General features: G+C 71.5%; 28 protein-coding genes and 2 pseudogenes. 18 read left to right on the top strand and 12 right to left on the bottom strand.

Annotation, left to right across the window (positions count from 1 at the left end; translation table 11 throughout):
• Positions 1 to 28: 28 nt before the first annotated feature.
• A complete protein-coding gene (gene ftsH, locus D1J60_RS25425; RefSeq protein WP_125822634.1) occupies positions 29 to 1,951 on the top strand; it encodes an ATP-dependent zinc metalloprotease FtsH in 1,923 nt (640 codons plus the stop codon).
• A gap of 9 nt (positions 1,952 to 1,960) precedes the next feature.
• Here the strand turns inward: ftsH and D1J60_RS25430 are convergent, their stop codons facing one another.
• The gene (locus tag D1J60_RS25430) at positions 1,961 to 2,641 is read right to left on the bottom strand and encodes a methyltransferase type 11 (protein WP_125822635.1); all 681 of its coding nucleotides are present in this window, start codon (positions 2,639 to 2,641) and stop codon (positions 1,961 to 1,963) included.
• A 131-nt stretch (positions 2,642 to 2,772) separates the two neighbouring features.
• On the opposite strand from D1J60_RS25430, the gene proS reads away from it, so the two are divergent.
• From proS to D1J60_RS38195, 17 genes and pseudogenes are all read left to right on the top strand, one after another.
• On the top strand, positions 2,773 to 4,185 hold the full coding sequence (proS, locus tag D1J60_RS25435; RefSeq protein ID WP_007266823.1) for a proline--tRNA ligase: 1,413 nt from the start codon (positions 2,773 to 2,775) through the stop codon (positions 4,183 to 4,185).
• Between the two features lie 203 nt (positions 4,186 to 4,388).
• On the top strand, positions 4,389 to 4,985 hold the full coding sequence (locus D1J60_RS25440; RefSeq protein WP_125594841.1) for a hypothetical protein: 597 nt from the start codon (positions 4,389 to 4,391) through the stop codon (positions 4,983 to 4,985).
• A gap of 289 nt (positions 4,986 to 5,274) precedes the next feature.
• On the top strand, positions 5,275 to 5,712 hold the full coding sequence (rpsP, locus tag D1J60_RS25445; protein WP_007266826.1) for a 30S ribosomal protein S16: 438 nt from the start codon (positions 5,275 to 5,277) through the stop codon (positions 5,710 to 5,712).
• A gap of 2 nt (positions 5,713 to 5,714) precedes the next feature.
• Entirely contained in the window at positions 5,715 to 5,954 is a 240-nt protein-coding gene (locus tag D1J60_RS25450) for an RNA-binding protein (protein ID WP_007266827.1), read from the top strand.
• 76 nt (positions 5,955 to 6,030) lie between these two features.
• Positions 6,031 to 6,633, top strand: a complete 603-nt coding sequence (gene rimM, locus D1J60_RS25455) for a ribosome maturation factor RimM (RefSeq protein WP_125822636.1) — start codon at positions 6,031 to 6,033, stop codon at positions 6,631 to 6,633.
• On the top strand, positions 6,633 to 7,454 hold the full coding sequence (trmD, locus tag D1J60_RS25460; RefSeq protein ID WP_125594839.1) for a tRNA (guanosine(37)-N1)-methyltransferase TrmD: 822 nt from the start codon (positions 6,633 to 6,635) through the stop codon (positions 7,452 to 7,454). Before rimM ends, trmD begins: the two co-directional genes overlap by 1 nt.
• 133 nt (positions 7,455 to 7,587) lie before the next feature.
• Positions 7,588 to 7,938, top strand: a complete 351-nt coding sequence (gene rplS, locus D1J60_RS25465; RefSeq protein ID WP_007266830.1) for a 50S ribosomal protein L19 — start codon at positions 7,588 to 7,590, stop codon at positions 7,936 to 7,938.
• 44 nt (positions 7,939 to 7,982) lie between these two features.
• Positions 7,983 to 8,708 carry a signal peptidase I gene (gene lepB, locus D1J60_RS25470; RefSeq protein WP_125822637.1) on the top strand — a complete coding sequence of 242 codons (726 nt, stop codon included), beginning with the start codon at positions 7,983 to 7,985 and terminating at the stop codon, positions 8,706 to 8,708.
• A 163-nt stretch (positions 8,709 to 8,871) separates the two neighbouring features.
• Positions 8,872 to 9,835, top strand: a pseudogene (gene lepB, locus D1J60_RS25475) (signal peptidase I); the annotation flags it as partial.
• Positions 9,807 to 10,706, top strand: coding sequence for a signal peptidase I (lepB, locus tag D1J60_RS25480; protein WP_125822639.1), 900 nt, complete (start codon positions 9,807 to 9,809; stop codon positions 10,704 to 10,706). The pseudogene lepB (D1J60_RS25475) and the gene lepB (D1J60_RS25480), both read left to right, overlap by 29 nt.
• 44 nt (positions 10,707 to 10,750) lie before the next feature.
• Entirely contained in the window at positions 10,751 to 11,509 is a 759-nt protein-coding gene (gene lepB, locus D1J60_RS25485; protein ID WP_125822640.1) for a signal peptidase I, read from the top strand.
• Positions 11,499 to 11,999, top strand: a complete 501-nt coding sequence (locus tag D1J60_RS25490; RefSeq protein WP_125594835.1) for an NUDIX hydrolase — start codon at positions 11,499 to 11,501, stop codon at positions 11,997 to 11,999. The genes lepB (D1J60_RS25485) and D1J60_RS25490 overlap by 11 nt, the downstream gene beginning before the upstream one ends.
• Before the next feature lie 55 nt (positions 12,000 to 12,054).
• On the top strand, positions 12,055 to 12,375 hold the full coding sequence (locus D1J60_RS25495) for a DUF2469 domain-containing protein (RefSeq protein ID WP_007266836.1): 321 nt from the start codon (positions 12,055 to 12,057) through the stop codon (positions 12,373 to 12,375).
• A gap of 117 nt (positions 12,376 to 12,492) precedes the next feature.
• Complete coding sequence (locus tag D1J60_RS25500; RefSeq protein ID WP_125822641.1) at positions 12,493 to 12,864, top strand: YraN family protein; 372 nt, start codon at positions 12,493 to 12,495, stop codon at positions 12,862 to 12,864.
• A pseudogene (locus D1J60_RS25505) lies at positions 12,864 to 13,115 on the top strand (magnesium chelatase domain-containing protein); the annotation flags it as partial. The gene D1J60_RS25500 and the pseudogene D1J60_RS25505, both read left to right, overlap by 1 nt.
• A gap of 41 nt (positions 13,116 to 13,156) precedes the next feature.
• Positions 13,157 to 14,593: a recombinase family protein gene (locus D1J60_RS25510; protein ID WP_125822642.1), complete on the top strand. Its 1,437-nt coding sequence runs from the start codon at positions 13,157 to 13,159 to the stop codon at positions 14,591 to 14,593.
• A 274-nt stretch (positions 14,594 to 14,867) separates the two neighbouring features.
• The gene (locus tag D1J60_RS38195) at positions 14,868 to 15,005 is read left to right on the top strand and encodes a helix-turn-helix transcriptional regulator (protein ID WP_241253393.1); all 138 of its coding nucleotides are present in this window, start codon (positions 14,868 to 14,870) and stop codon (positions 15,003 to 15,005) included.
• Positions 15,006 to 15,190: 185 nt separating this feature from the next.
• On the opposite strand, the gene D1J60_RS25520 is transcribed toward D1J60_RS38195, so the two are convergent.
• From D1J60_RS25520 to D1J60_RS25570, 11 genes are all read right to left on the bottom strand, one after another.
• Positions 15,191 to 15,514 (bottom strand): hypothetical protein, encoded by a 324-nt coding sequence (locus D1J60_RS25520; protein WP_241253394.1) that lies wholly within the window; start codon positions 15,512 to 15,514, stop codon positions 15,191 to 15,193.
• Positions 15,515 to 15,529: 15 nt separating this feature from the next.
• The gene (locus D1J60_RS25525; RefSeq protein WP_125822643.1) at positions 15,530 to 16,438 is read right to left on the bottom strand and encodes a radical SAM/SPASM domain-containing protein; all 909 of its coding nucleotides are present in this window, start codon (positions 16,436 to 16,438) and stop codon (positions 15,530 to 15,532) included.
• Positions 16,439 to 16,719: 281 nt separating this feature from the next.
• Positions 16,720 to 17,130 carry a hypothetical protein gene (locus D1J60_RS25530; protein ID WP_125822644.1) on the bottom strand — a complete coding sequence of 137 codons (411 nt, stop codon included), beginning with the start codon at positions 17,128 to 17,130 and terminating at the stop codon, positions 16,720 to 16,722.
• Complete coding sequence (locus D1J60_RS25535; RefSeq protein WP_125822645.1) at positions 17,127 to 17,342, bottom strand: hypothetical protein; 216 nt, start codon at positions 17,340 to 17,342, stop codon at positions 17,127 to 17,129. The genes D1J60_RS25530 and D1J60_RS25535 overlap by 4 nt, the downstream gene beginning before the upstream one ends.
• The gene (locus D1J60_RS25540) at positions 17,335 to 17,529 is read right to left on the bottom strand and encodes a hypothetical protein (RefSeq protein ID WP_125822646.1); all 195 of its coding nucleotides are present in this window, start codon (positions 17,527 to 17,529) and stop codon (positions 17,335 to 17,337) included. The genes D1J60_RS25535 and D1J60_RS25540 overlap by 8 nt, the downstream gene beginning before the upstream one ends.
• Positions 17,526 to 17,726, bottom strand: a complete 201-nt coding sequence (locus D1J60_RS25545; RefSeq protein ID WP_125822647.1) for a hypothetical protein — start codon at positions 17,724 to 17,726, stop codon at positions 17,526 to 17,528. Before D1J60_RS25545 ends, D1J60_RS25540 begins: the two co-directional genes overlap by 4 nt.
• Before the next feature lie 96 nt (positions 17,727 to 17,822).
• Entirely contained in the window at positions 17,823 to 19,058 is a 1,236-nt protein-coding gene (locus D1J60_RS25550) for a helix-turn-helix domain-containing protein (protein ID WP_125822648.1), read from the bottom strand.
• Positions 19,059 to 19,165: 107 nt separating this feature from the next.
• Complete coding sequence (locus D1J60_RS25555; protein WP_241253395.1) at positions 19,166 to 19,420, bottom strand: hypothetical protein; 255 nt, start codon at positions 19,418 to 19,420, stop codon at positions 19,166 to 19,168.
• Positions 19,417 to 19,647 carry a holin gene (locus tag D1J60_RS25560; RefSeq protein WP_125822649.1) on the bottom strand — a complete coding sequence of 77 codons (231 nt, stop codon included), beginning with the start codon at positions 19,645 to 19,647 and terminating at the stop codon, positions 19,417 to 19,419. The genes D1J60_RS25555 and D1J60_RS25560 overlap by 4 nt, the downstream gene beginning before the upstream one ends.
• A gap of 13 nt (positions 19,648 to 19,660) precedes the next feature.
• Positions 19,661 to 20,542: a peptidoglycan-binding protein gene (locus D1J60_RS25565; protein WP_125822650.1), complete on the bottom strand. Its 882-nt coding sequence runs from the start codon at positions 20,540 to 20,542 to the stop codon at positions 19,661 to 19,663.
• Between the two features lie 65 nt (positions 20,543 to 20,607).
• The gene (locus D1J60_RS25570) at positions 20,608 to 21,126 is read right to left on the bottom strand and encodes a hypothetical protein (protein WP_125822651.1); all 519 of its coding nucleotides are present in this window, start codon (positions 21,124 to 21,126) and stop codon (positions 20,608 to 20,610) included.
• Between the last annotated feature and the right edge of the window lie 8 nt (positions 21,127 to 21,134).

The raw sequence follows: 21,134 nt of genomic DNA on the forward strand, positions 1-21,134 counted from the left end.
CGGCATGACGGCATAAGGAGGCGCCCACGTGCCCAGCCCCACCCCCGTACCGCCGCGCGACCGGGCCGACACCCCCTGGCGCTCCGAAGGCGCCCCGCCGTCCCCGCCCGCCAAGCGCAAGCTCCCCGGCGGGGGCTGGCGCGGACTGGTCCTCGCCGCCCTGATCGTCTTCCTGCTGACCAACCTCGTGCTGTCCTTCTTCAACGAGGGCGACGAGCCGACGATCTCCTACACGGAGTTCAGCAAGCAGGTCTCCGACGGGAACGTCTCCAAGATCTACTCCAAGGGCGACGCCATCCAGGGCCAGCTCAAGAGCAAGCGGCCCGTCCCCGGCGGCGAGGGCGACTACACCAAGTTCGTCACCCAGCGCCCCGCCTTCGCCGACGACCAGCTGTGGTCCAACCTCACCGCCAAGGGCGTCACCGTCACCGCCTCCCCGGTGGTCGAGCAGCGCAGCTTCCTGGCCAACCTGCTGATCTCCCTCGCCCCGATGCTGCTCCTCGTCGGCCTGTGGCTGCTCATCGCCCGCCGGATGGGCTCGGCCATGGGCGGGATGGGCGGGCTCGGCCGCAAGGGCCCGCCCAAGCCCGTGGAACTGGAGGCGGGCGCCCCGCGCACCACCTTCGACGACGTCGCCGGCATCGACGAGGTCGAGGGCGAGCTGAACGACGTCGTCGACTTCCTCAAGAACCCCCGGGAGTACCACGACATGGGCGCCCGGATGCCCGGTGGCGTCCTGCTGGCCGGTCCTCCCGGCACCGGCAAGACCCTGCTCGCGCGGGCCGTCGCGGGCGAGGCGGGGGTGCCGTTCTTCTCCGCGTCCGCCTCCGAGTTCATCGAGATGATCGTCGGCGTCGGCGCCTCCCGGGTCAGGGAACTCTTCACCGAGGCCCGCAAGGTGGCCCCCGCGATCGTGTTCATCGACGAGATCGACACCATCGGCCGGGTACGCGGCGGCGGCGCGGGCCTGGGCGGCCACGACGAGCGCGAGCAGACCCTCAACCAGATCCTCACCGAGATGGACGGCTTCTCCGGCTCCGAGGGCGTCGTCGTCCTCGCCGCCACCAACCGGGCCGACGTCCTCGACCCCGCCCTGACCCGCCCCGGCCGCTTCGACCGCACGGTCGTGGTCTCCCCGCCCGACCGGGACGGCCGCGAGGCCATCCTGCGCATCCACACCCGCGACATCCCGCTCGCCGCCGGCGTCGACCTCGCCCAGGTCGCCCGGACCACCCCCGGCATGACCGGGGCCGAACTCGCCAACCTGGCCAACGAGGCCGCCCTGCTCGCCGTCAAGCGAAAGCAGCGGCAGGTCACCCAGGCGGACCTCTCCGACGCCCTGGAGAAGGTCCAGCTCGGCGCGGAACGCCCCCTGGTGATGCCCCTGGAGGAGCGCCGCCGCACGGCCTACCACGAGAGCGGCCACGCCCTGCTGGGCATGCTCCAGCCGGGCGCCGACCCCGTACGCAAGATCACGATCGTGCCCCGCGGCCGGGCGCTCGGCGTCACCCTCTCCACGCCCGACGCGGACCGGTACGCGTACACGGAGGAGTACCTCCGGGGCCGCATCATCGGCGCGCTCGGCGGCATGGCGGCCGAGCAGACCGTCTACGACGTGATCACCACCGGCGCCGAGAACGACCTCGAACAGGTCACCAACATCGTCCGCGGCATGGTCGCCCGCTGGGGCATGAGCGAGCGCGTCGGCAAGCTCACCGCCGTCCCCTCCGACGGGCAGGGACCGTACGGGCTGGCCGCCGCCCCCACCACCCTCGACGTCGTCGACCACGAGATGCGCCGGATCGTCAACGAGTGCTACGAGGAGGCCTGCCGCCTGCTGCGCGAGCACCGGCCGAAGCTCGACGCCCTCGCCGAGGCCCTCCTGGAGGCCGAGACCCTGGACGAGCAGGCGGCCTACCAGGCGGCCGGCATCCCCCGGCTCGCGAAATAAGGCGCCCGGTTAGGCCACCCGGGCGACGACGTACCGGAAGATGTTCGGCAGCCAGACGGTGCCGTCGGTCCGCTCGTACGGGTGAAGCGCCTCCGACAGCTCCTTCTCCGCCTGGGCGGCATCGGCCGCGGCGGAGTACAGCCCCGTCGACAGCAGCCCCCGTACGGCGCTGTCCACGTCCGCGTACCCGAACGGGCAGAACACCCGCCCCGACCCGTCGGGCACCAGCCGCGCCCGCGCCGCCAGCGCGTCCAGGTCCAGCGCCGCCGGGCCCCCGCCCAGCACCGCCGGTACCGTGCAGCGCTCCGGCGGACCCCAGCCGGCCAGCACCACCGCCCCGCCCCGCCGGACCGCGGGCAGGGCCGCGGCCAGGGCGTCGGGGGAGGGCGCGAAGGCGAGCAGCACGTCGTAGGGGCGCGCGGCCGGGACCGGGGGAGCCGCCACCACCTCCAGCAGCCGTTCCCGGGCCAGCGCCCGGCGGGCTGGATCGGCCTCCACGCCGGTGGCGGCGGCACCCCGCCCGCCGGCCAGCAGCAGGGCCAGCCCGGCCCCGCAGTCGAGGCCCAGCAGCCGGTCACCCGGCCCGATCTCCAGCCGGTCGTAGACCGCTTCGTACAGCGGGACCAGCATCCGTTCCTGGATCTCCGCCCAGTCCCGGGCGACGAGCGTGGCCGTCGGCGTCGGTGTCATCGAAAGAGCGCTCCTGATTCCGTCTCGCCCCCTTGCCCCCGTTGCCAGGGAACTCCCCATTCGCCCCCGCGTCCAGAGGAGCGCGCCACCCGATTCACGCTCGACCCGCCCGGCGCCGTACCATTCGCGCCATGGCAAAGGCACCCGTTCTCACCCCGCAGGCGGAGGATTTCCCCCGCTGGTACCAGGATCTGATCAACAAGGCCGAGCTGGCCGACAACGGTCCGGTCCGCGGCACCATGGTCATCCGCCCGTACGGCTACGGCCTGTGGGAGCGGATGCAGCAGGAGATGGACGCCCGCATCAAGGAGGCCGGCGCCCAGAACGCGTACTTCCCGCTCTTCATCCCGCAGTCGTACCTGACGAAGGAAGCCGAGCACGTCGAGGGCTTCGCCCCCGAGCTCGCGGTCGTCACCCACGGCGGCGGCAAGGAGCTGGAGGAGCCGGTCGTCGTCCGGCCCACGTCCGAGACGATCATCAACGACTACTTCTCCAAGTGGGTCCAGAGCTACCGGGACCTGCCGCTGCTGATCAACCAGTGGGCCAACGTGGTCCGCTGGGAGATGCGCCCCCGCGTGTTCCTCCGTACGAGCGAGTTCCTCTGGCAGGAGGGCCACACCGCCCACGCCACGTACGAGGACGCCCGCGACTACGCGGCCCGCATCCACCGCGACGTCTACGGCGACTTCATGACGAACGTGCTCGGCATCGACGTCGTGCTCGGCCGCAAGACCGCCAAGGAGCGCTTCGCCGGCGCCATCAACACCCTCACCCTCGAGGGCATGATGGGCGACGGCAAGGCCCTGCAGATGGGCACGAGCCACGAGCTCGGCACCAACTTCGCCAAGGCCTTCAACACCCAGTACCTGTCGAAGGAGGGCCAGCAGGAGCTGGTCTGGCAGACCTCGTGGGGCGTCTCGACCCGCATGGTCGGCGGTCTGATCATGTCGCACGGCGACGACAACGGCCTGCGGGTGCCGCCGCGCCTGGCCAACGTCCAGGTCGTCGTCATGGCGATCAAGGGCGACGAGGCCGTGGCGAAGGTCCGCGAGCTGGGCGACCGGCTCAAGGCCGCGGGCATCCGCGTGCACGTCGACGACCGCGTCGACACCCCCTTCGGCCGCCGCGCCGTGGACTGGGAGCTCAAGGGCGTACCGGTGCGCATCGAGATCGGCCCCCGCGACCTGGAGGCCGGCACCGCGATGCTGGCCCGCCGGATCCCGGGCGGGAAGACCCCGGTCCAGATCGACGCCCTCGTCGACCTGCTGCCCAAGGTCCTCGACGAGGACCAGGCGCAGCTGCTGCGCGAGTCCCGCGAGCGCCGCGAGGCCCGTACCAGCGACGTCGCCACCATCGAGGAGGCCGCCGAGGCCGCCATCGCGGGCGGCTGGGCGCGCATCCCGTGGGCCGACCTCGGTCCCGAGGGCGAGGCCAAGCTGGGCGAGCAGGCCGTGTCGGTGCGCTGCCTGGTGGCCGAGGACGGGTCGGTCCCGGTGGCCGACGACGCCCCCGGTACGCTCGCGATCGTCGCGCGCTCGTACTGATCTCCCCCTGGCGCCCCTGGCGTGCGGCTCCGGCCGCGCACCGGGGGCGTCGGTGTCGATAGCCCTCCTTACGTACCGACTCCTCCTGGGATATGCGCACCCGTCCTCGTCAGGACGCATCAGAGTGAACTGACTGGTACGTGCAAAAAATTTGGAATGGCCCGGAATCGGAACACCGGGGCACCCCGGCTCGTTGTCACGACGTGAGCACGACACCACCTGTTCTCGCCGCAGAGCTGGCGCAGGCGTGGGCCGACATTCAGCGGTACCACCCCGAGCTGCCTGACCTTGCCGCGCCCGAGTCCCTGATCGGAGAGTCCTCGTCCGCCTGCGGCGCCGAACTCTCCTTCGAGCGACTGCTGCACGAGGCAGTCCACGGCATCGCCGCCGCCCGCGGAGTGCGTGACACCTCGCGCGCCGGCCGCTACCACAACCGCAGATTCCTCGCGATCGCCGAGGAGATGGGGCTGGACCACTCCGAGGAGCCGCACGCCAGCAGCGGGTTCTCCCTGGTCACCCTCAACCCCGAGGCCAAGAAGCGCTACCGCCCCACCATCGAGCGGCTCCAGCGCGCCCTCAAGGCGCATACGGCGGCCACCGCGGCCGACACCAAGCGCAGCTTCCGCGGCCCGGCGGCCCGGCACGGCTCCTCGGGCGGCGGCGTACGGGTCAAGGCGGTCTGCGACTGCGGGCGCAACGTGCGGGTGGTCCCCTCCGTGCTGGCGCAGGCGCCGATCGTCTGCGGCGGCTGCATGAAGCCCTTCCGGATCCCCGAGGTCGCCACCGCGGCCGCGTCCTGAGCGCGGCCGCCGGTGTGCGGCGCGGTCCGGTGGGGCCGGTCCGGGCTGACGGGGCGGGGCCGGTCCGGCCGGTGCTGCCGCCCGCGCCGCGGCCCGCGGTCCGGGGCGCCGGGGCGGTCCCTCCCGCTCGGAGGCATCGCGGGCGTGTGGCACAATGGGCAGCTGTACTCGACAGTCGCATAGGACCCCTCTCTCCTCCGGCTGACGCGTCCATCGGGCATCCGAGTACCGCAACCCCACGTGGCATCTCAAGTGCCCAACCACGTCAAGTTCAGGAGACACCACTCCAGTGGCAGTCAAGATCAAGCTCAAGCGCCTCGGTAAGATCCGCTCCCCGCACTACCGCATCGTCGTCGCCGACGCCCGCACCCGCCGGGACGGTCGCGCGATCGAGGAGATCGGCATCTACCAGCCGACCTACAACCCCTCGCGCATCGAGGTCAACGCCGAGCGCGCGCAGTACTGGCTGTCCGTGGGCGCCCAGCCCACCGAGGCCGTTCTCGCCATCCTGAAGCTCACCGGTGACTGGCAGGCGCACAAGGGCCTCCCGGCCCCGGCGCCGCTGCTGCAGCCGGCGACGAAGGAAGACAAGCGTCGTTCCTTCGACGAGTTCGCCAAGGCCCTCGAGGGCGTCGGCGAGGGCAAGGGCGAGGCCATCACGCAGAAGAAGAAGGCCGACAAGAAGGCGGACGAGGCTGAGGCCGCCGCCGAGTCGACCGAGGCCTGAGCATGCTCGAGGAGGCTCTTGAGCACCTCGTAAAGGGCATTGTGGACAACCCCGACGACGTGCAGGTCGCCTCGCGCAACCTGCGCCGCGGGCAGGTGCTGGAGGTCCGGGTCCACCCCGACGACCTCGGCAAGGTGATCGGCCGCAACGGCCGCACCGCTCGTGCCCTGCGCACCGTCGTGGGCGCCATCGGCGGCCGGGGGATCCGCGTCGACCTCGTCGACGTGGACCAGGTCCGCTGAGCAGTTGAACACCGGCACGGGCCGGGGAGGGCATGCAGCCCGCCCCGGCCCGTTGTCGTCCTGACAGGAGAATGTGGTGGAGCTGGTAGTAGCGCGGGTCGGCCGCGCCCACGGGATCAAGGGTGAGGTCACCGTCGAGGTGCGGACCGACGAGCCGGAGCTGCGTCTGTCGCCCGGCGCCGTCCTGCGGACCGACCCGGCGTCGGCGGGTCCGCTGACCATCGAGACGGGCCGGGTGCACAGCGGCCGCCTCCTGCTCCGCTTCGAGGGCGTCAAGGACCGGACCGCCGCCGAGGGGCTGCGCAACACCCTCCTGATCGCGGACGTCGACCCGGCGGAGCTGCCCGAGGAGGAGGACGAGTACTACGACCACCAGCTCATGGACCTGGACGTGGTGCTCGAGGACGGCACCGAGATCGGCCGGATCACCGAGATCTCGCACCTGCCCTCGCAGGACCTCTTCATCGTCGAGCGCCCGGACGGCACCGAGGTCATGATCCCCTTCGTCGAGGAGATCGTCGCCGAGATCGACCTGGAGGAGCAGCGCTGCGTCATCACCCCGCCGCCCGGGCTGATCGACGACCACGCCGTGATCGCCTCCGCGCGGGACGCCGAGGCCGACGGGGCCGCCGCTGACGCCGCGAAGGCCGGGGGCGAGAAGTCCGGGGACGACGCCTGATGCGGCTCGACGTCGTCACGATCTTCCCCGAGTACCTGGAACCGCTGAACGTCTCCCTGGTCGGCAAGGCGCGGGCCCGCGGCCAGCTCGACGTACACGTCCACGACCTGCGGAACTGGACGTACGACCGGCACAACACCGTCGACGACACCCCGTACGGCGGCGGCCCCGGCATGGTCATGAAGACCGAACCCTGGGGCGAGGCCCTGGACTCGGCGCTGGCCGACGGCTACGAGTCCGGCGCGCACGGCCCGGTCATGGTCGTGCCCACGCCCAGCGGCCGGCCCTTCACCCAGGAACTGGCCGTCGAGCTCTCCGAGCGCCCCTGGCTGATCTTCACCCCGGCCCGGTACGAGGGCATCGACCGCCGCGTCATGGACGAGTACGCGACGCGGATGCCGGTCTACGAGGTCTCCATCGGCGACTACGTCCTCGCGGGCGGGGAGGCGGCCGTGCTGGTCGTCACCGAAGCCGTGGCCCGGCTGCTGCCCGGCGTGCTCGGCAACGCCGAATCGCACCGCGACGACTCCTTCGCCCCCGGTGAGATGGCCAACCTGCTGGAGGGCCCCGTCTACACCAAGCCCCCGCAGTGGCGCGGCCGAGGCATCCCCGAGGTGCTGCTCAGCGGTCACCACGGGAAGATCGCCCGCTGGCGCCGGGACGAGGCCTTCCGCCGCACCGCCCGCAACCGCCCGGACCTGATCGAGCGCTGCGAGGCCTCCGCCTTCGACAAGAAGGACCGCGAGATCCTCAGCATCCTGGGCTGGAAGCCGTCCGGGGACGGACGATTTTGGCGCAGGCCGCCGGCCGTGGAAGAATAGGCGGCTGCTGTGTGCTTCCGTACGCTCCTGCCACAGGGGGATCGCCGTACGGGGTGTGGCACGGCTCCCGAATTCTCTCCGGAAACCCGCACCGGCGACCTGTGGCGTCGTGCGAAGAAAGCAGACGAACAACATGTCTCACCTGCTCGATGGCGTCAACGCCGCCTCCCTGCGCTCGGACGTCCCGGCCTTCCGCCCGGGTGACACGATCAACGTGCACGTCCGCGTGATCGAGGGCAACCGCTCCCGTATCCAGCAGTTCAAGGGCGTTGTCATCCGTCGCCAGGGCTCTGGCGTCTCCGAGACCTTCACCGTCCGCAAGGTCTCCTTCAGCGTCGGCGTGGAGCGCACCTTCCCGGTCCACTCCCCGATCTTCGAGAAGATCGAGCTCGTCACCCGCGGTGACGTGCGTCGCGCCAAGCTGTACTTCCTCCGTGAGCTCCGCGGCAAGGCCGCGAAGATCAAGGAGAAGCGCGACCGCTGATCTCCTCTCCGGGTCCCGGGGGCGGCCGGATAGGCTCCCACCCGATGGACACCGAAGCAGAGCTCACACAGCGCGGCCACTCCTCCCCCGAACAGGGGGAGGGGCGGCCGCGTTCTGCTTTCTCCGGGTCCTGGCGGCGGGCCGGGCTGATCGGGGTCTGCTGCGCCGTCTTCCTGCTCCTGCTGGCCAACTTCGTGGTCCAGCCCTTCCAGATCCCGAGCCGCTCCATGGAGCCGACCCTGCAGGTGGGGGACCGGGTCCTGGTCAACAAGCTGGCCTACCGTTTCGGCGCCGAGCCCCGGCGGGGGGACGTGGTGGTCTTCGACGGCGCCGGTTCCTTCGTACGGGAGCCCGCGGGCGGGAACCCGGTGGGCGACGCCGTGCACGGCGCGCTGTCGGCGCTCGGGCTCGCGGAGCCCTCCGACACCGACTTCGTGAAGCGGGTCGTGGGTGTCGGCGGGGACGACGTGGTGTGCTGCGACCAGGGCGGCCGGATCCAGGTCAACGGAGTCCCGGTGGAGGAGCCCTACCTGTACGCCGGAGACCCGGCCTCGAAGGTGCCCTTCCGGATCGCCGTTCCCCTGGGGACCCTGTGGGTCATGGGCGACCACCGCTCCCAGTCCCGGGACTCCCGGGACCACCTGGGGGAGCCGGGCGGGGGAATGGTGCCGGTGGAGAAGGTGATCGGGCGGGCCGACTGGATCGGCTGGCCGGTGACGCGCTGGGGTTCGGTGCCCGCGGCGCGGACCGGGGACGGCCCGCATGGGTAGCCGCGGGCGCCCGCGGGGTGCCGGCCGTCCGGAGCCCGGGCGGGGCGGCGAGCCGGAACGGCCCGAACGGTCCGAACGGACCCGGCGCGGCCCCGGACCCGCGCCCGCCCGGGAGCCCGCCGCGTCCCAGCGTCAGGCGCGGGACGCCGAGGACGCCGAGGGCGTGAAGCCCGTGGAGCCCGTGGAGCCCGTCGAGCCCGTCGAGCCCGGAGGGCGGGCCGAGCGGCGCCGGCTGGCGCGCAAGGTCCGCCGGCGCAGGCGCACCCGCCGCGTGGGCGAACTGCCGCTGCTGGTGGCGGTCGCGCTGTGCATAGCCCTGCTGCTCAAGACCTTCCTGGTGCAGGCCTTCTTCATCCCCTCCGGCTCCATGGAGCAGACGATCCGGATCGGGGACCGGGTGCTGGTGGACAAGCTGACCCCGTGGTTCGGCTCGAAGGTCCAGCGGGGCGAGGTCGTCGTGTTCAAGGACCCGGGCGGCTGGCTCAAGGGCGAGGCCGCGAGGCCCGAACCGGATCCGGCGGGCGTCAGGCAGATCAAGCAGGCCCTGACCTTCATCGGCCTGCTGCCCTCGGCGGACGAACAGGATCTGATCAAGCGGGTCATCGGCGTCGGCGGCGACACGGTCAAGTGCTGTGACGCCCGGGGACGGGTGACCGTCAACGGAACGCCGCTCGATGAGCCTTACGTGTCACCCGGCAACGCCCCCTCCGAAATCCGATTCGAGGTGCGCGTACCGGCCGGGCGGATCTTCGTCATGGGCGACCACCGCGCCAATTCGGCCGATTCCCGCTACCACCTGGACGAGGCCTTCGAGGGCACCGTCGACGAGAAGAACGTGGTCGGGCAGGCGGTGGTGATCGCCTGGCCCTTCGACCACTGGCGCGGACTCGACCAGCCGGCGACCTTCCTGCAGGTGCCCGATCCCGTACGGGGCGGACGGCGGCGCGGGCCCCGTCGGCGCCGTCGGAGCACGCCCTTCGCATAGTGTGGCCCTGGTCTCCCGCGCCTTAGGGAACTCCCGCTCGTTAGGGGAGGGGAGGGCCCGTTCCTGTTCCGGTGCGGGCAGCGGTTTCCGAGTGAGGAGTGGATGTGGGGGACGTGGCGGTAGGCGCACGATCCGGACGCGATGAGGGCGAGGAGCGGCCGGACGACGCCGTCGGGCACGAGACCGGGGAGGAGGGCGCCGAGGCGGAGAGGCCGCAGCGTTCCTTCTGGAAGGAGCTCCCGCTCCTCATCGGTATCGCCCTGCTGCTGGCCCTGCTGATCAAGACCTTCCTGGTGCAGGCGTTCTCGATCCCGTCCGACTCGATGCAGAACACCCTGCAGCGCGGCGACCGGGTGCTGGTGGACAAGCTCACCCCGTGGTTCGGTTCGGAGCCCGAGCGCGGCGAGGTCGTGGTCTTCCACGACCCAGCGAACTGGCTGGCCGGCGAACCCACCCCGGAGCCCAACATCGCGCAGACGATCCTGAGCAAGATCGGCCTGATGCCGTCCGCCGACGAGAAGGACCTGATCAAGCGGACCATCGCCATCGGCGGGGACACCGTGGAGTGCAAGAAGGGCGGCCCGGTCGTCGTCAACGGCAAGGCGCTCGACGAGCCGTACATCTTCCCCGGCAACAGCGCCTGCGACGACTTCCCCTTCGGCCCGATCACCGTGCCCAAGGGCAAGATCTGGGTGATGGGCGACCACCGGCAGAACTCCCAGGACTCCCGCTACCACCAGCAGGACTCCACCCAGGGCTTCGTCCCGGTCAAGGACGTCGTCGGCCGGGCCGTCGTGGTGGCGTGGCCCGTCACCCGCTGGGCCACGCTCCCCGTCCCGGACACCTTCGACCAGCCGGGCCTGGGCAACCAGCCCCCGGCGCCGCTGCACTCGCCGCAGGCGAGCGGCGCGGGCGCGGCGGGGGTCACCCCGGCCGCGCTGGGGCTCGTCGGGGCGGTTCCCCTGGTCATGTGGCGCAGGCGGAGGCTGACCAAGGGGCGTACCGCCCGGTAGGGTGCCGCCCAGGTCGACGATCTCCGAGTCATGGGGGCGCTGCAATGGGCGGAACGCAGGCAATACGCGCGCGCAAGGACGGCCGCGGCGGCCTCGGCAACACGTTGTCGGGGATCGCCGTGGCCGTCGGCTTCGTGCTGTTCCTCGGGGGCTTCGTCTGGGGCGCCGTGGTCTACCAGCCGTACACGGTGCCGACGGACTCGATGGTGCCGACGGTGCGGCCGGGCGACCGGGTGCTGGCCGAGCGCATCGACGGCGGCGAGGTGCGGCGCGGTGACGTGGTCGTCTTCACCGACACCGTGTGGAGCAACTCGCCCATGGTCAAGCGGGTCGTCGCCGTCGGCGGCGACACCGTCTCCTGCTGCGGGCAGGGCGGCCGGGTGACCGTCAACGGCCGGCCGCTGGACGAGCCGTACCTGGACCGGGAGGGCGACGGCGCTGCGGCCGCGGGCACGACGCCGTTCGAGGTGAAGGTGCCCGAGGGCAACCTCTTCCTGCTGGGCGACCGGCGCGGCGGCTCGCTGGACTCCCGCTCGCACCTCCAGGAAGCCGGCCAGGGAACGGTGCCCCGGTCCGCGGTCGCGGCCCGCGTGGACGCCCTCGCCTGGCCGGACGCGAAGATGCTGGAGCGGCCGCAGGTCTTCGCCGCCCTGCCCGGCGGGACCTCCGCACCCGGCCCGCTGCGGCTCCAGGTGACGGCGGTGCTGGTCGGCGGGGCCCTGGTGCTGCTCGGCGGGGCCTACGGGCCGCTCGCGCGGCTCCTGGGACGCGGGCGCGGCAGGGCGGGCTCCGATGGCCGCTGAGCCGTCCGGGACGCCGCGCAAGGTCTCGCGGGTGGTCCTGCTCGATCCCGAGGACCGGATCCTGCTGCTGCACGGCTTCGAGCCGGACGATCCCGCCGACGACTGGTGGTTCACCCCCGGCGGGGGCCTGGAGGGCACCGAGAGCCGGGAGCAGGCCGCGCTGCGGGAACTCGCCGAGGAGACCGGGATCACAGAGGTGGAACTGGGGCCGGTCCTGTGGCACCGGTACTGCTCCTTCCCCTTCGACGGTAGGCGCTGGGAGCAGGACGAGTGGTACTTCCTGGCCCGTACCGCCCAGACCGACACCGTGATGGGCGGCCTCACGGAGCTGGAGCGGCGCAGCGTCACGGGGGCCAGGTGGTGGACCTCCGAGGAACTCCTCGCGGCGCGTGAGACGGTGTACCCGACCAGACTGGCCGAGCTGCTCCGGACGCTGCTCGACGACGGTCCTCCGGGCGCTCCGGTGGTCCTCGCCCCGGAAATCGTTTAGGGGCGTACGGCGCTGGCGCACAATAGGGGGACGCACGGCTGAAGGGGAACATGCCATGAGCGCCGAGGACCTCGAGAAGTACGAGACCGAGATGGAGCTGAAGCTCTATCGGGAGTACCGCGACGTCGTCGGGCTGTTCAAGTACGTGATCGAGACCGAACGACGTTTCTACCTCACCAACGACTACGAGATGCAGGTGCACTCGGTCCAGGGCGAGGTCTTCTTCGAGGTCTCCATGGCCGACGCGTGGGTCTGGGACATGTACCGGCCGGCCCGCTTCGTCAAGCAGGTGCGCGTGCTGACCTTCAAGGACGTGAACATCGAGGAGCTCAACAAGAGCGACCTCGAACTGCCGGGGGCCGACCTGCCGGGCTGATCCCGCGGGCCGGTTCACCCCCAGGGGTGAGCCGGTCGTCCACAACGCGCCGGTTGTCCACCAAGATCCACTCGCTGCGTCCGGAACCGGGACCGTCAGCGGTGGAGGTGGTGCCGGATGGACGCGAAGGACGTGGCACGGCAGGCGTTGGGGCGGTACGGCGAGGAGCTCGCCGCGCGGAGGCTGACCGAATCCGGGATGACGGTGATCGCCAGGAACTGGCGGTGCCGGGCCGGGGAGATCGACATCGTCGCCCGCGACGGGGACGCCCTCGTCGTGTGCGAGGTCAAGACGCGCCGCGAGGGCGCGTTCGAACATCCCATGGCCGCCGTCCGGGCCGGCAAGGCCGACCGGCTGCGCGGGCTCGCCGGGCGGTGGCTCGCCGACCACGGGGGCCCGCCGCCGGGCGGGGTGCGGATCGACCTCGTCGGAGTCCTCCTGCCCCGGCGCGGCGCGCCCGTGGTGGAGCACGTCAGGGGGGTGGCCTGATGGGGTTCGCGCGGGCCTGCTCGGTGGCCCTGGTGGGCGTCGAGGGCGTACTGGTGGAGGTACAGGCCGACCTGGAGCCCGGGGTGGCGGCCTTCACGCTGGTGGGACTGCCGGACAAGACCCTGGTCGAGAGCCGCGACCGGGTACGGGCCGCCGTGGCGAACTCGGGCGCCCCCTGGCCGCAGAAGAAGCTCACGGTCGGACTCAGCCCGGCGTCCGTGCCGAAGTCCGGCGCCCATTTCGATTTGGCAAACGCCAGACAAAGGCACTACTAAAGTGCCAGCATAGAGCCATGACAGCTCTCACAACGCCCTCCGGGCGACGCGTGATCCGCTGCTACGCCTACGCCCGGATCAGCTCCGACCGCGAGGGCGCAGGGCTCGGCGTCACCCGCCAGTTCGAGGACATCGACGCCCTGGTGCACCAGCTGTCCACACCCCAGGCCGAGTACCGGATCGTCGACTACTTCGAGGACAACGACCTCAGCGCCTACTCCGGTAAGCCCCGCCCCGACTATCTCCGCATGCTCCAGGGCATGCGCGCAGGAGGAACTGACTGCATCCTCGCCTGGCACACGGACCGCCTGCACCGGCGCCCCCTGGAGCTTGAGGAGTACATCGACGTCTGCGAGCCACGCCAGATCGACACCCGCACGGTCAAGGCCGGCCACCTCGACCTGTCCACGGCCACGGGCCGGATGATCGCCCGCCAGCTCGGCGTGCAAGCCCGCTACGAGGTGGAGCGCATGATCGAGCGGCAGAAGCGGGCGCGCGAGCAGATGGCGCAGCACGGCAAGCACTTCGGGGGGCGTCGCCCGTTTGGGTGGGAGATCGACGGCCTCACCCCGATCGACGAAGAGGTCACCCATATCCAGTACGCCGCCCAGGCCATCCTGGCCGGGGCGTCGCTCCGCTCCGTTGCTGCGGAGTGGAACGAGCGGGGCGTGAAGACGTCCACCGGCGGGGAATGGGGGCCCAACGAGGTCAAGAAGATGCTCGCGCGCCCCCGCAATGCCGGTATCCGCGAGCACCGCGGGCAGGAGGTTGCCGCCGCCCAGTGGCCGGCGGCCCTCGACGAAGCCACGTGGCGCAGCGTCGTGAAGCTCCTCACGGACCCCGCCAGGCGAACAAACGTGGGCAGGACGGCGCGCGTATCGCTGGGCACCGGCATCTACACCTGCGGGGAATGCGGCAAACCCGTGATCTCGGGCACCTGCGGGTCCGGCCCAGTGAAGAACCAGATGCCGGCCTATCGCTGCCTGGGGCACGTCAGTCGGCGTCGGGACCTGGTGGACGACATGGTGCAGCTTGCCGTGCTGGAGCGTCTCTCCCGGCCGGACGCGTCCGATCTCCTGCTCGCGCGTGAAGAGCCTGTAGACGTCCAAGGGGCGCAGGAGGACATGAAAGAGGCTCGGGAGCTGCTCGACGAGCTGTCTGCGGCGCTGGGGCGCGGCGAGATGGACCTCCGGTCGTGGTCGGTGGCGTCCGCTGGGGCTAAGAAGCGCGTTGCGGACGCGGAGGCCCTTCTGTCTCGCGCGGTGTCCGTGAACCCGGTGGCGGGGCTCGTCCTTGCCGAGGATGTGGAGGCGGCCTGGAACGCCCTGGATCTCTCTCGGCGCCGCGCTGTGCTGTCGTACCTCGTGACGGTCACGATCTACCGTGCCCGTCGGGGCCGGCAGCCGGGCGGTGGGTACTGGGATTCCGATTCGGTGCGGATCGGCTGGAAGTAGAAGCGGGGCCCCGCGTCCGGGGCCCCGCGTCCGGGCCGCTCCCGCCGCCTGGGGGGCTGGACGGGGAGGGCCGTATGGGGTGCGGGGGTGATGCCCGCACGCATAGAAGATCACTCAATGTAGGGTGCACCCTACATACAAAATTCCATGATCCCGCCAGCGTGGGCAGGTGCCGCGCGCTACTCCAATCCCAGAGTCCGTCCTCGCGAGACGACGGCGTATCGGTGAACAGATTCGGGCGGCGCGGCTCGAACGGAACCTGACCCAAGAGCGGGTGGCTGAGCGGGCCAACGGCATGGATCGCGCGACGTACGTGAACATCGAGCGAGGGAAGTCGAGCCCGCTCCTGGATTCGCTGATCCTGATCGCGGACGCGATCGGGGTCCCGCTGTCGTACCTGGTGCGGGATTAGGTCACCCTAACCGGAGGGTGCGCCTCAACTTTGGCATGACCACACGGTACTGGCCGAAAAGCGTCTCCGCACTGGCCGGATCCCCATTGGAGCCCCAGGTCCAGCCCCGCTCTAGTCGCACTCCACCCACGGGCCACGACCAGGCCGTAGCCCCGGCCGACGGGGGAGCCGGCCGGGGCCGTCGGTCAAGCGCGCGGCGTGCGCAGCGCTTCCAGGCGCTCCTTGTACAGCGCCCCCGCGGCGTAGGTGCCGGCCTCGGCTGACGGGGCGTACGACTCGATCAGGTGGTGCGAGCGGGCCTTGAGTTCGGCCGCCCAGGCCAGCGCGTGCTGCTGCGCGGACCGGCCGCACTGCTGCGGCTCCCCGGGCATGCACAGCGGCAGCGGGTCGCCGAGCTTGTTCGCGGCGTGCCGGACCTGCCCGGCAATCGCCGTCCACTGGGCTTCGGTCCGCTCCTGGCCGGGCGGTGCGGGCCAGCCGAGGAAGCTCTCGCCGTGCGGGTCCATCATGTCCTCCAGGTGGGGTCAGGTGGTGGCGATCGTAGCGGCCTGAAGCGGGGCTTCCTGCGGGTCGCAGTGCTTGACCGACGGGACGCACGGGCCGCACGGCCCGCACATCGGCAGGAACTGCGGCGGCGTGCAGGCGGCGGCGCCGGCGCCGTGGACGGCGGCGATTTCAGCTCGCGCCTGGGTGATCCGGTCACCGCTCCAGATGTCGACGAGCGCCTCCTCCTTGACGTTGCCGACGTCGATGAAGCGGCCGAGGACGCACGGCCAGACGGCGCCGTCCGGACCGATGGCGCACTTCTCGTGCGCGCAGTGCCCGCACAGGTCCTTGATCTGCGGGCGGGCGCCCTGGCTGGCCCTGCCGAACGCACGCATCCGGTCCCCGCCGACCTGCTGCACGCCGATGGACTGGAGGTCCGTCACGGCGCCCTGGGCGCGCTGGCCCTCGCGGAGGGAGACCACGCCGCCGCGGATCGGGATCCCGAGCTCGACGGCCCGCTCGATGTTCGCGCGGGTCTTCCGGTGGGAGCCCCGGAGCTTGGTGATGGCGTCGTGCTCGGCCGCGTCGTCGGAGTAGTACGAGGTCGCGAGCTTCGCCCCGTGCTCGGTGATCGCCTCCCAGACCGCGGGCCGGACGTGGGTCATGTTCGAGAAGATCTCGATCCCGAGACCGCGGCCGGCCGCGTGGCCGATCAGCTCCGGCAGCTCCGGGTAGAGCATCGGCTCCCCGCCGATGAACTGGACGTCGAGGCCGCCCATGTCGGCGAGCTCGTCGATGACCCTGACCCAGTCCGCGACGGTCATCGTGCCGTGGCCGAGACCGGGGCCGGAGTCGGCGTAGCAGTGCGTGCAGATCTCGTTGCAGTTGCGGGTGAGCTCCAGCCACGCGAACTTCAGTGTCGTGGCGGGCGGGGTGGTGGTACTCATGTGGTGCCTCCTTGGTGAGTCGGGAGGTACAAGGGCCTCGTCCGGCCGCGGGTCCTGGCAGATGCGCGGCCGGGCGGGTGTCAGCGGTTCTGGCGCGGCTCGTCCGGCAGTCCGCCGCAGGCCGTGCAGGACGGGTCGGTGCCGCCGCAGCGCGGGCAGCTGGGTCCCATCTGGCAATCCGGATCCACGGGGATCCCTCCTCTCAAGTTCGTGAGCTGTGCGCGGGCGCGCAGGGGCCCGGCCGGCCGTGCGGCGCCGTTCCGCACGGACGGCCGGGGGTCTTAGGGGCTGGGCTCGCCCAGCGGGCAGGAGGGCGGCGGCTTCTCCCAGGGGTACCGCCGGACCGAGGGCTGCGGGCATGCGGCCAGCAGCCGCAGCACGTGGCGGTCATGCCGGTCCCTGTACGACGCCCAAGCCGTCGTGGACTGAGCGGCGTAGAGGTTCTCTCGGAGGTAGAGGGATGCCGACAGATATCCGGGCTCGCCCTCGGCTCCGGGGAGCGCGGCCAGCTGCTGCCGCATCCAGGCCTCGGCGTCCTCGGGCCCTGACAGCGTCGCCATGATCTCGGATGCCGGGCGTCCCAGCCAGGATGCCGGGTCGGTCGGGGCGTCCCGCTCGTGGTGCGGGAAGTAGCCCCGGGGGCCGGTGTAGCCGTAGGCGTGCCAGTGCGCGTCCACGGGCGTTCCGGTCACTGGCCCGCCGCCGGCTGGACGTTTCCGACGGCGGTGGTGAACTCCCGGCCGGACGCGCCCCGGATGTACGCGAGCTCCACCCAGCGCTCGATCCCGGTGGTGGAGACGTTCTCGTTGACCACGGCCATCAGCTCGCCCTCGACACCGGACGCGATGTCGCGGACGCGCTTCCGGAGCAGGCGGTGAGGGACGTACTCGTACTGCTCACTCATCGGCCACCGCCGAGGTGCTGCCGGTGAAGCGTTCCCAGCCAGCTCGCGCGCGGTCCAGCAGGTCGGCGCTGGGGAGGGGTAGCGCTGCCAGCCCCATCGTCGTGTCGTCCGGGGTGTCGAGGCTCAGGACGTCTCGGCTGGCGCGGTCGGTCGTTGGCCGGTAGTCGACGCTCTGGAGTCCGCTCACGAGGCGTCCTCCGCTGCGGTGGGGTTGGTGAGGTGCTCCAGCAGCATGCGGGCCTCGCGGCGGCTGAGGACGAGCTCACTGTCCCCCTGGTGGACGTCCACATCGAAGAGGGAGACCGGGATCCGGACTTCGCCGGTTTCGTGGTCCGTGCTCGGCTGCGCTCCGCGCGTCGGTGAGGCATGCCAGCCTCGGATCATCGTGCACCTCCAGGTGATGACGTGCAGTCACCGTATGGGCGCACAAAGCGAGGTAGGGGGACAGGTTGTCCCCCTACCCCAGGTTGTCCCCGTTCCCTAGGCGGCCATGACCCCCACGGCCTCGGCCAGGATGCTGGCCTCAGCCCGAAGCGCCCGCGGGGCTTCCCGCCAGAGATCGAGAACGGCCGTACGAGCGAGCGGCGTATAGGCCACGGTCTCCGGGTTGATCTCGTGGGCGATCTTCATGACGTGCAGCGCGGCCGTGCGGTCCCCCCGGTGCAGGTGCCCACGCGCCACATCAACCCAGAGGCGGGACCGACGCTCACGCGACGGCATCGCGTCCGGGTCCACCTCGTCCGCCAAGGTGAGCGCCTGGCTCGCGGCCGACAGGTCGGTCGCAACGCCGATCTGGTGGAAGTCGACGTTCGTGCGGCTGAACATCGTGGACGGGTGCATGTAAGCCGCCGGCAGCGACTTCGCGACCTGGTCGCCCGCGTCCCAGTAGCGCCACGCGTCACCGGCCCGGCCCGCGCGGGCTGCCGTGATCGCGGCCTGGAGCTGGAGCGCGCCGTACACGCCGCGCCAGTCGTCGGGCGCGCCGTCGAGGTGGGGACGGAGCAGCGCCGAGGCGTCCTGCACCAGCTGGAGCGCCTCGTCCGGGTGGGCCGTGCTGCGGAGGATATTGGCGAGGCTCCACGCCGCTGCGGCGATGGCCGCCGGGTCATCCGAGGCCTGCGCGGCGCCCATTGCGCGGTCCGTGACGACCCAGGCCATTTCGGCCGTCGCGATGTAGGCGGTGGCCTGCTGCGTCAGCCGGTACGTCTCAGACAGGGCCGCGTACGCCGACCGAAGCCGAGCCCCCTCCAGGGCCCGCACGGCGGTCTCAGCATCCCGGATCAGACCAGGCAGGACACCGCAGACCTGAGTCCGGTTGTGGTCGGAGTCGTGCCAGAGCTTCCACGCATCGGCCACACGCTGATGCAGCACGGCCGGGTCCGGCGGCGACGCGGGCAGATCCCAGATCAGCGGCCGGGTCATGACGGCGGACCAGATCGCCGGCATCCCCGGATGAGCGAGGCGGCCAGCGCCGACGACCGGCGCTGCTACCTCGGTCGTGGCGCCAGTCAGGAGCTGGAGGTCGCTCAGCTGAAGGGCGGCCGCGAGGCGCATCAGCAGGGAGTGCGACCGAAGTTCGCGCTCCCCGGATTCGATCTTCTTTAGCCAGTCCGGGCCGCGGCCACAGAGTCCGGCCAGCACGGGACGGGACATCCCGCGTGACTCTCTGAGCAGCCGAATGCGTTCGCCGGTGGTGAGGTTGCTGGGGATATCCACGTGGTGCCCCTTCTCGAATGCCGATGGCGTCAGCGTACGTCTGGCGGTCGGAGCGCGGGAATGCGGAAAGCGCCCCCTCCCGCCCGTAGGCGAGAGGGGGCACACGGTCACTTCGCGACGAGCTGGTACAGGGTGAGCCCGAGCCCGGCGAGGCCGGTCACAGCGGCGATGGAGGGGAGCGGCCAGCGGGCCCGCTCCAGGGCCTCGACCCGCTGCTCCAGGGCATCAATATCCGCCTCGGCCTGGCCGGTGCGCTGGAGCGCGAGGTCGAGCCGGCCGTTCAGCGCGGTGAATCCGGTTCGGATCTCGCCCCTCATCTCCGCCAGCTCGACCGCGACCCGGGTGGACTCCTCAGGGGTCACCCGCGGGTCCGGACGGTTTCGGTGATGCCCGGACCCTCCGCCCCGCCGGACGTGGCAATCGCGGTGAGGACCGCCAGGACGGATGCGAGGCCGCCGATCGATGCGGCCTGCCCCCAGTCGACGTCCAGGATCCCGAGCTGGTCGGCGCCGATGGCCCCGAGGACGCCCTGCGCGAAGGTGCGGACCGCGCGCTCCCCGGTGGACTTCCAGAACGCGTACGTGAACATGGGCTCTCCTTGATCAGTTGCTGATGGTGAAGCCGTGACGGGCGGCCAGGACGGCAAGGCTGGCGCGGCCGGGGATTCCGTCGGCGTCCTGCCCGCTGTAGCCCTGGCGCCGCTGCCACTTCGAGTACGCGCTGACGGTGGCGGTGCCAAAGTGCCCGTCCGCGAGTCGGCTGCTGAGGAGCCCTTCGGCGACGAGCGCGGCCTCCACCGTCTTGGTGCCGGAGTACGAGACCGGGGTGCCGACCGCCGGGGGGTCGGCTTTCGCCGCAGCGATGAGCCGGGACAGAGAGACGCTCGGGCGGTTCGGCGCTGGAGGCTGACTCCCCCCGCCCGCGCCGAGCAGGGCCGAGATGTCGATGCCGCCCGGGTCCCAGTGATCATTCCCCGGGATCTGGCAGTGCCCGTAGTGCCCGCCCTCGGTCGTCCAGGTCGCCGTGCTGCGAGAGACGTCGTCGCTGCCGGAGCGGGCGAGGCGGCCGGCGGGCCAGACGTCCGGGACGCCCCACGACCGGATTGCGCGGAGCAGGGCAGCGAAGTTCGGTCCGGGCTTCCAGTACCCGGTGAACGGGGTGGCAGCCTTGGCCATCACCTCGATCTGGATGCAGGCGGCGCCGGTCCGGTTCGTGCGGAGGCTTCCGGCGTTGCCGAGGGCCTTGGCGGACTCGTTGAGCGGCCCGAACTGGCCGAGCTGGTCCGTGCGGGGGTCGTACAGGATGTGGGGCTCGTAGCCCTTCTCGATCAGGTACTCGGCGGTGCTGGCGAACGCCGAGGCGCTGCCCGAGCTGCCCTCGGTGGTGTGCCAGACGACGCGCGCCGGGGCGCCGGGGCTGTCCATCGGGCCGCCGATGTTGCCGTCGCCGAGGCGCTCGGCCTCGGGAATCCAGATTTCACCCATCAGGGAGCCTCCAGGGCATGAGAAGAGCCCCGGCCAGCGGCGCGGGGCTGCGGAGTAGGGGAGGGTCAGGCAACGCGGGTGAGGAGGATCCAGGAGCCCGCGCGCATGATGCTGCTCGTCGCGTTCGTGACGCGCTGGGCCCAGTTGAGCTGGAGCGTGCCCGCGCTGGCCGAGGTGACGAGGCGGCCAAACAGGGGCGCCGTCATCACGGTGGTGTTCTCCGCCCCGTAGCCGCCAAGGGGGAACGCGGTGGCACCGATGCTCTGCTTGTCGACGACCATGCCGGTGGAGACGCCGCCGGTGCCGTCCTGCGGCTGGCCGTGAGCGATCCAGTCCAGGGTTGCGCCCGACGGCCCCGTGAAACCGATCTTGATGTCCGTGTCCGTGCGCGCCGAATACAGCAGCATCCCGGACATGAGGTAGGTGGCGTTCGCGGCCACCGGCACCAGGAGGTGACTGTCATTGGCGTTGGTCGTCGTCGAGGCCCGGGGCTCGTCAGCGGCCTTGACGACCGGCGAGGGGAGCATCGAGGTGAGCAGGCCGGCGGTGATGCGCTGGCCTGCCGAGATCACGGGGTACGGCACGGGGCCTC

The sequence above is a fragment of the Streptomyces sp. W1SF4 genome (assembly GCF_003950035.1).
Taxonomy (GTDB): domain Bacteria; phylum Actinomycetota; class Actinomycetes; order Streptomycetales; family Streptomycetaceae; genus Streptomyces; species Streptomyces racemochromogenes.

Excerpts from the sequence above, each read along its gene's own strand:
- D1J60_RS25430 (WP_125822635.1), bottom strand. The coding sequence starts at position 2,641 with ATGACACCGACGCCGACGGCCACGCTCGTCGCCCGGGACTGGGCGGAG.
- proS (WP_007266823.1), top strand. The coding sequence starts at position 2,773 with ATGGCAAAGGCACCCGTTCTCACCCCGCAGGCGGAGGATTTCCCCCGC.
- D1J60_RS25450 (WP_007266827.1), top strand. The coding sequence starts at position 5,715 with ATGCTCGAGGAGGCTCTTGAGCACCTCGTAAAGGGCATTGTGGACAAC.
- trmD (WP_125594839.1), top strand. The coding sequence starts at position 6,633 with ATGCGGCTCGACGTCGTCACGATCTTCCCCGAGTACCTGGAACCGCTG.
- rplS (WP_007266830.1), top strand. The coding sequence starts at position 7,588 with ATGTCTCACCTGCTCGATGGCGTCAACGCCGCCTCCCTGCGCTCGGAC.
- lepB (WP_125822637.1), top strand. The coding sequence starts at position 7,983 with ATGGACACCGAAGCAGAGCTCACACAGCGCGGCCACTCCTCCCCCGAA.
- lepB (WP_125822640.1), top strand. The coding sequence starts at position 10,751 with ATGGGCGGAACGCAGGCAATACGCGCGCGCAAGGACGGCCGCGGCGGC.
- D1J60_RS25490 (WP_125594835.1), top strand. The coding sequence starts at position 11,499 with ATGGCCGCTGAGCCGTCCGGGACGCCGCGCAAGGTCTCGCGGGTGGTC.
- D1J60_RS25495 (WP_007266836.1), top strand. The coding sequence starts at position 12,055 with ATGAGCGCCGAGGACCTCGAGAAGTACGAGACCGAGATGGAGCTGAAG.
- D1J60_RS25500 (WP_125822641.1), top strand. The coding sequence starts at position 12,493 with ATGGACGCGAAGGACGTGGCACGGCAGGCGTTGGGGCGGTACGGCGAG.
- D1J60_RS25510 (WP_125822642.1), top strand. The coding sequence starts at position 13,157 with ATGACAGCTCTCACAACGCCCTCCGGGCGACGCGTGATCCGCTGCTAC.
- D1J60_RS25520 (WP_241253394.1), bottom strand. The coding sequence starts at position 15,514 with ATGATGGACCCGCACGGCGAGAGCTTCCTCGGCTGGCCCGCACCGCCC.
- D1J60_RS25525 (WP_125822643.1), bottom strand. The coding sequence starts at position 16,438 with ATGAGTACCACCACCCCGCCCGCCACGACACTGAAGTTCGCGTGGCTG.
- D1J60_RS25535 (WP_125822645.1), bottom strand. The coding sequence starts at position 17,342 with ATGAGTGAGCAGTACGAGTACGTCCCTCACCGCCTGCTCCGGAAGCGC.
- D1J60_RS25545 (WP_125822647.1), bottom strand. The coding sequence starts at position 17,726 with ATGATCCGAGGCTGGCATGCCTCACCGACGCGCGGAGCGCAGCCGAGC.
- D1J60_RS25560 (WP_125822649.1), bottom strand. The coding sequence starts at position 19,647 with ATGTTCACGTACGCGTTCTGGAAGTCCACCGGGGAGCGCGCGGTCCGC.
- D1J60_RS25565 (WP_125822650.1), bottom strand. The coding sequence starts at position 20,542 with ATGGGTGAAATCTGGATTCCCGAGGCCGAGCGCCTCGGCGACGGCAAC.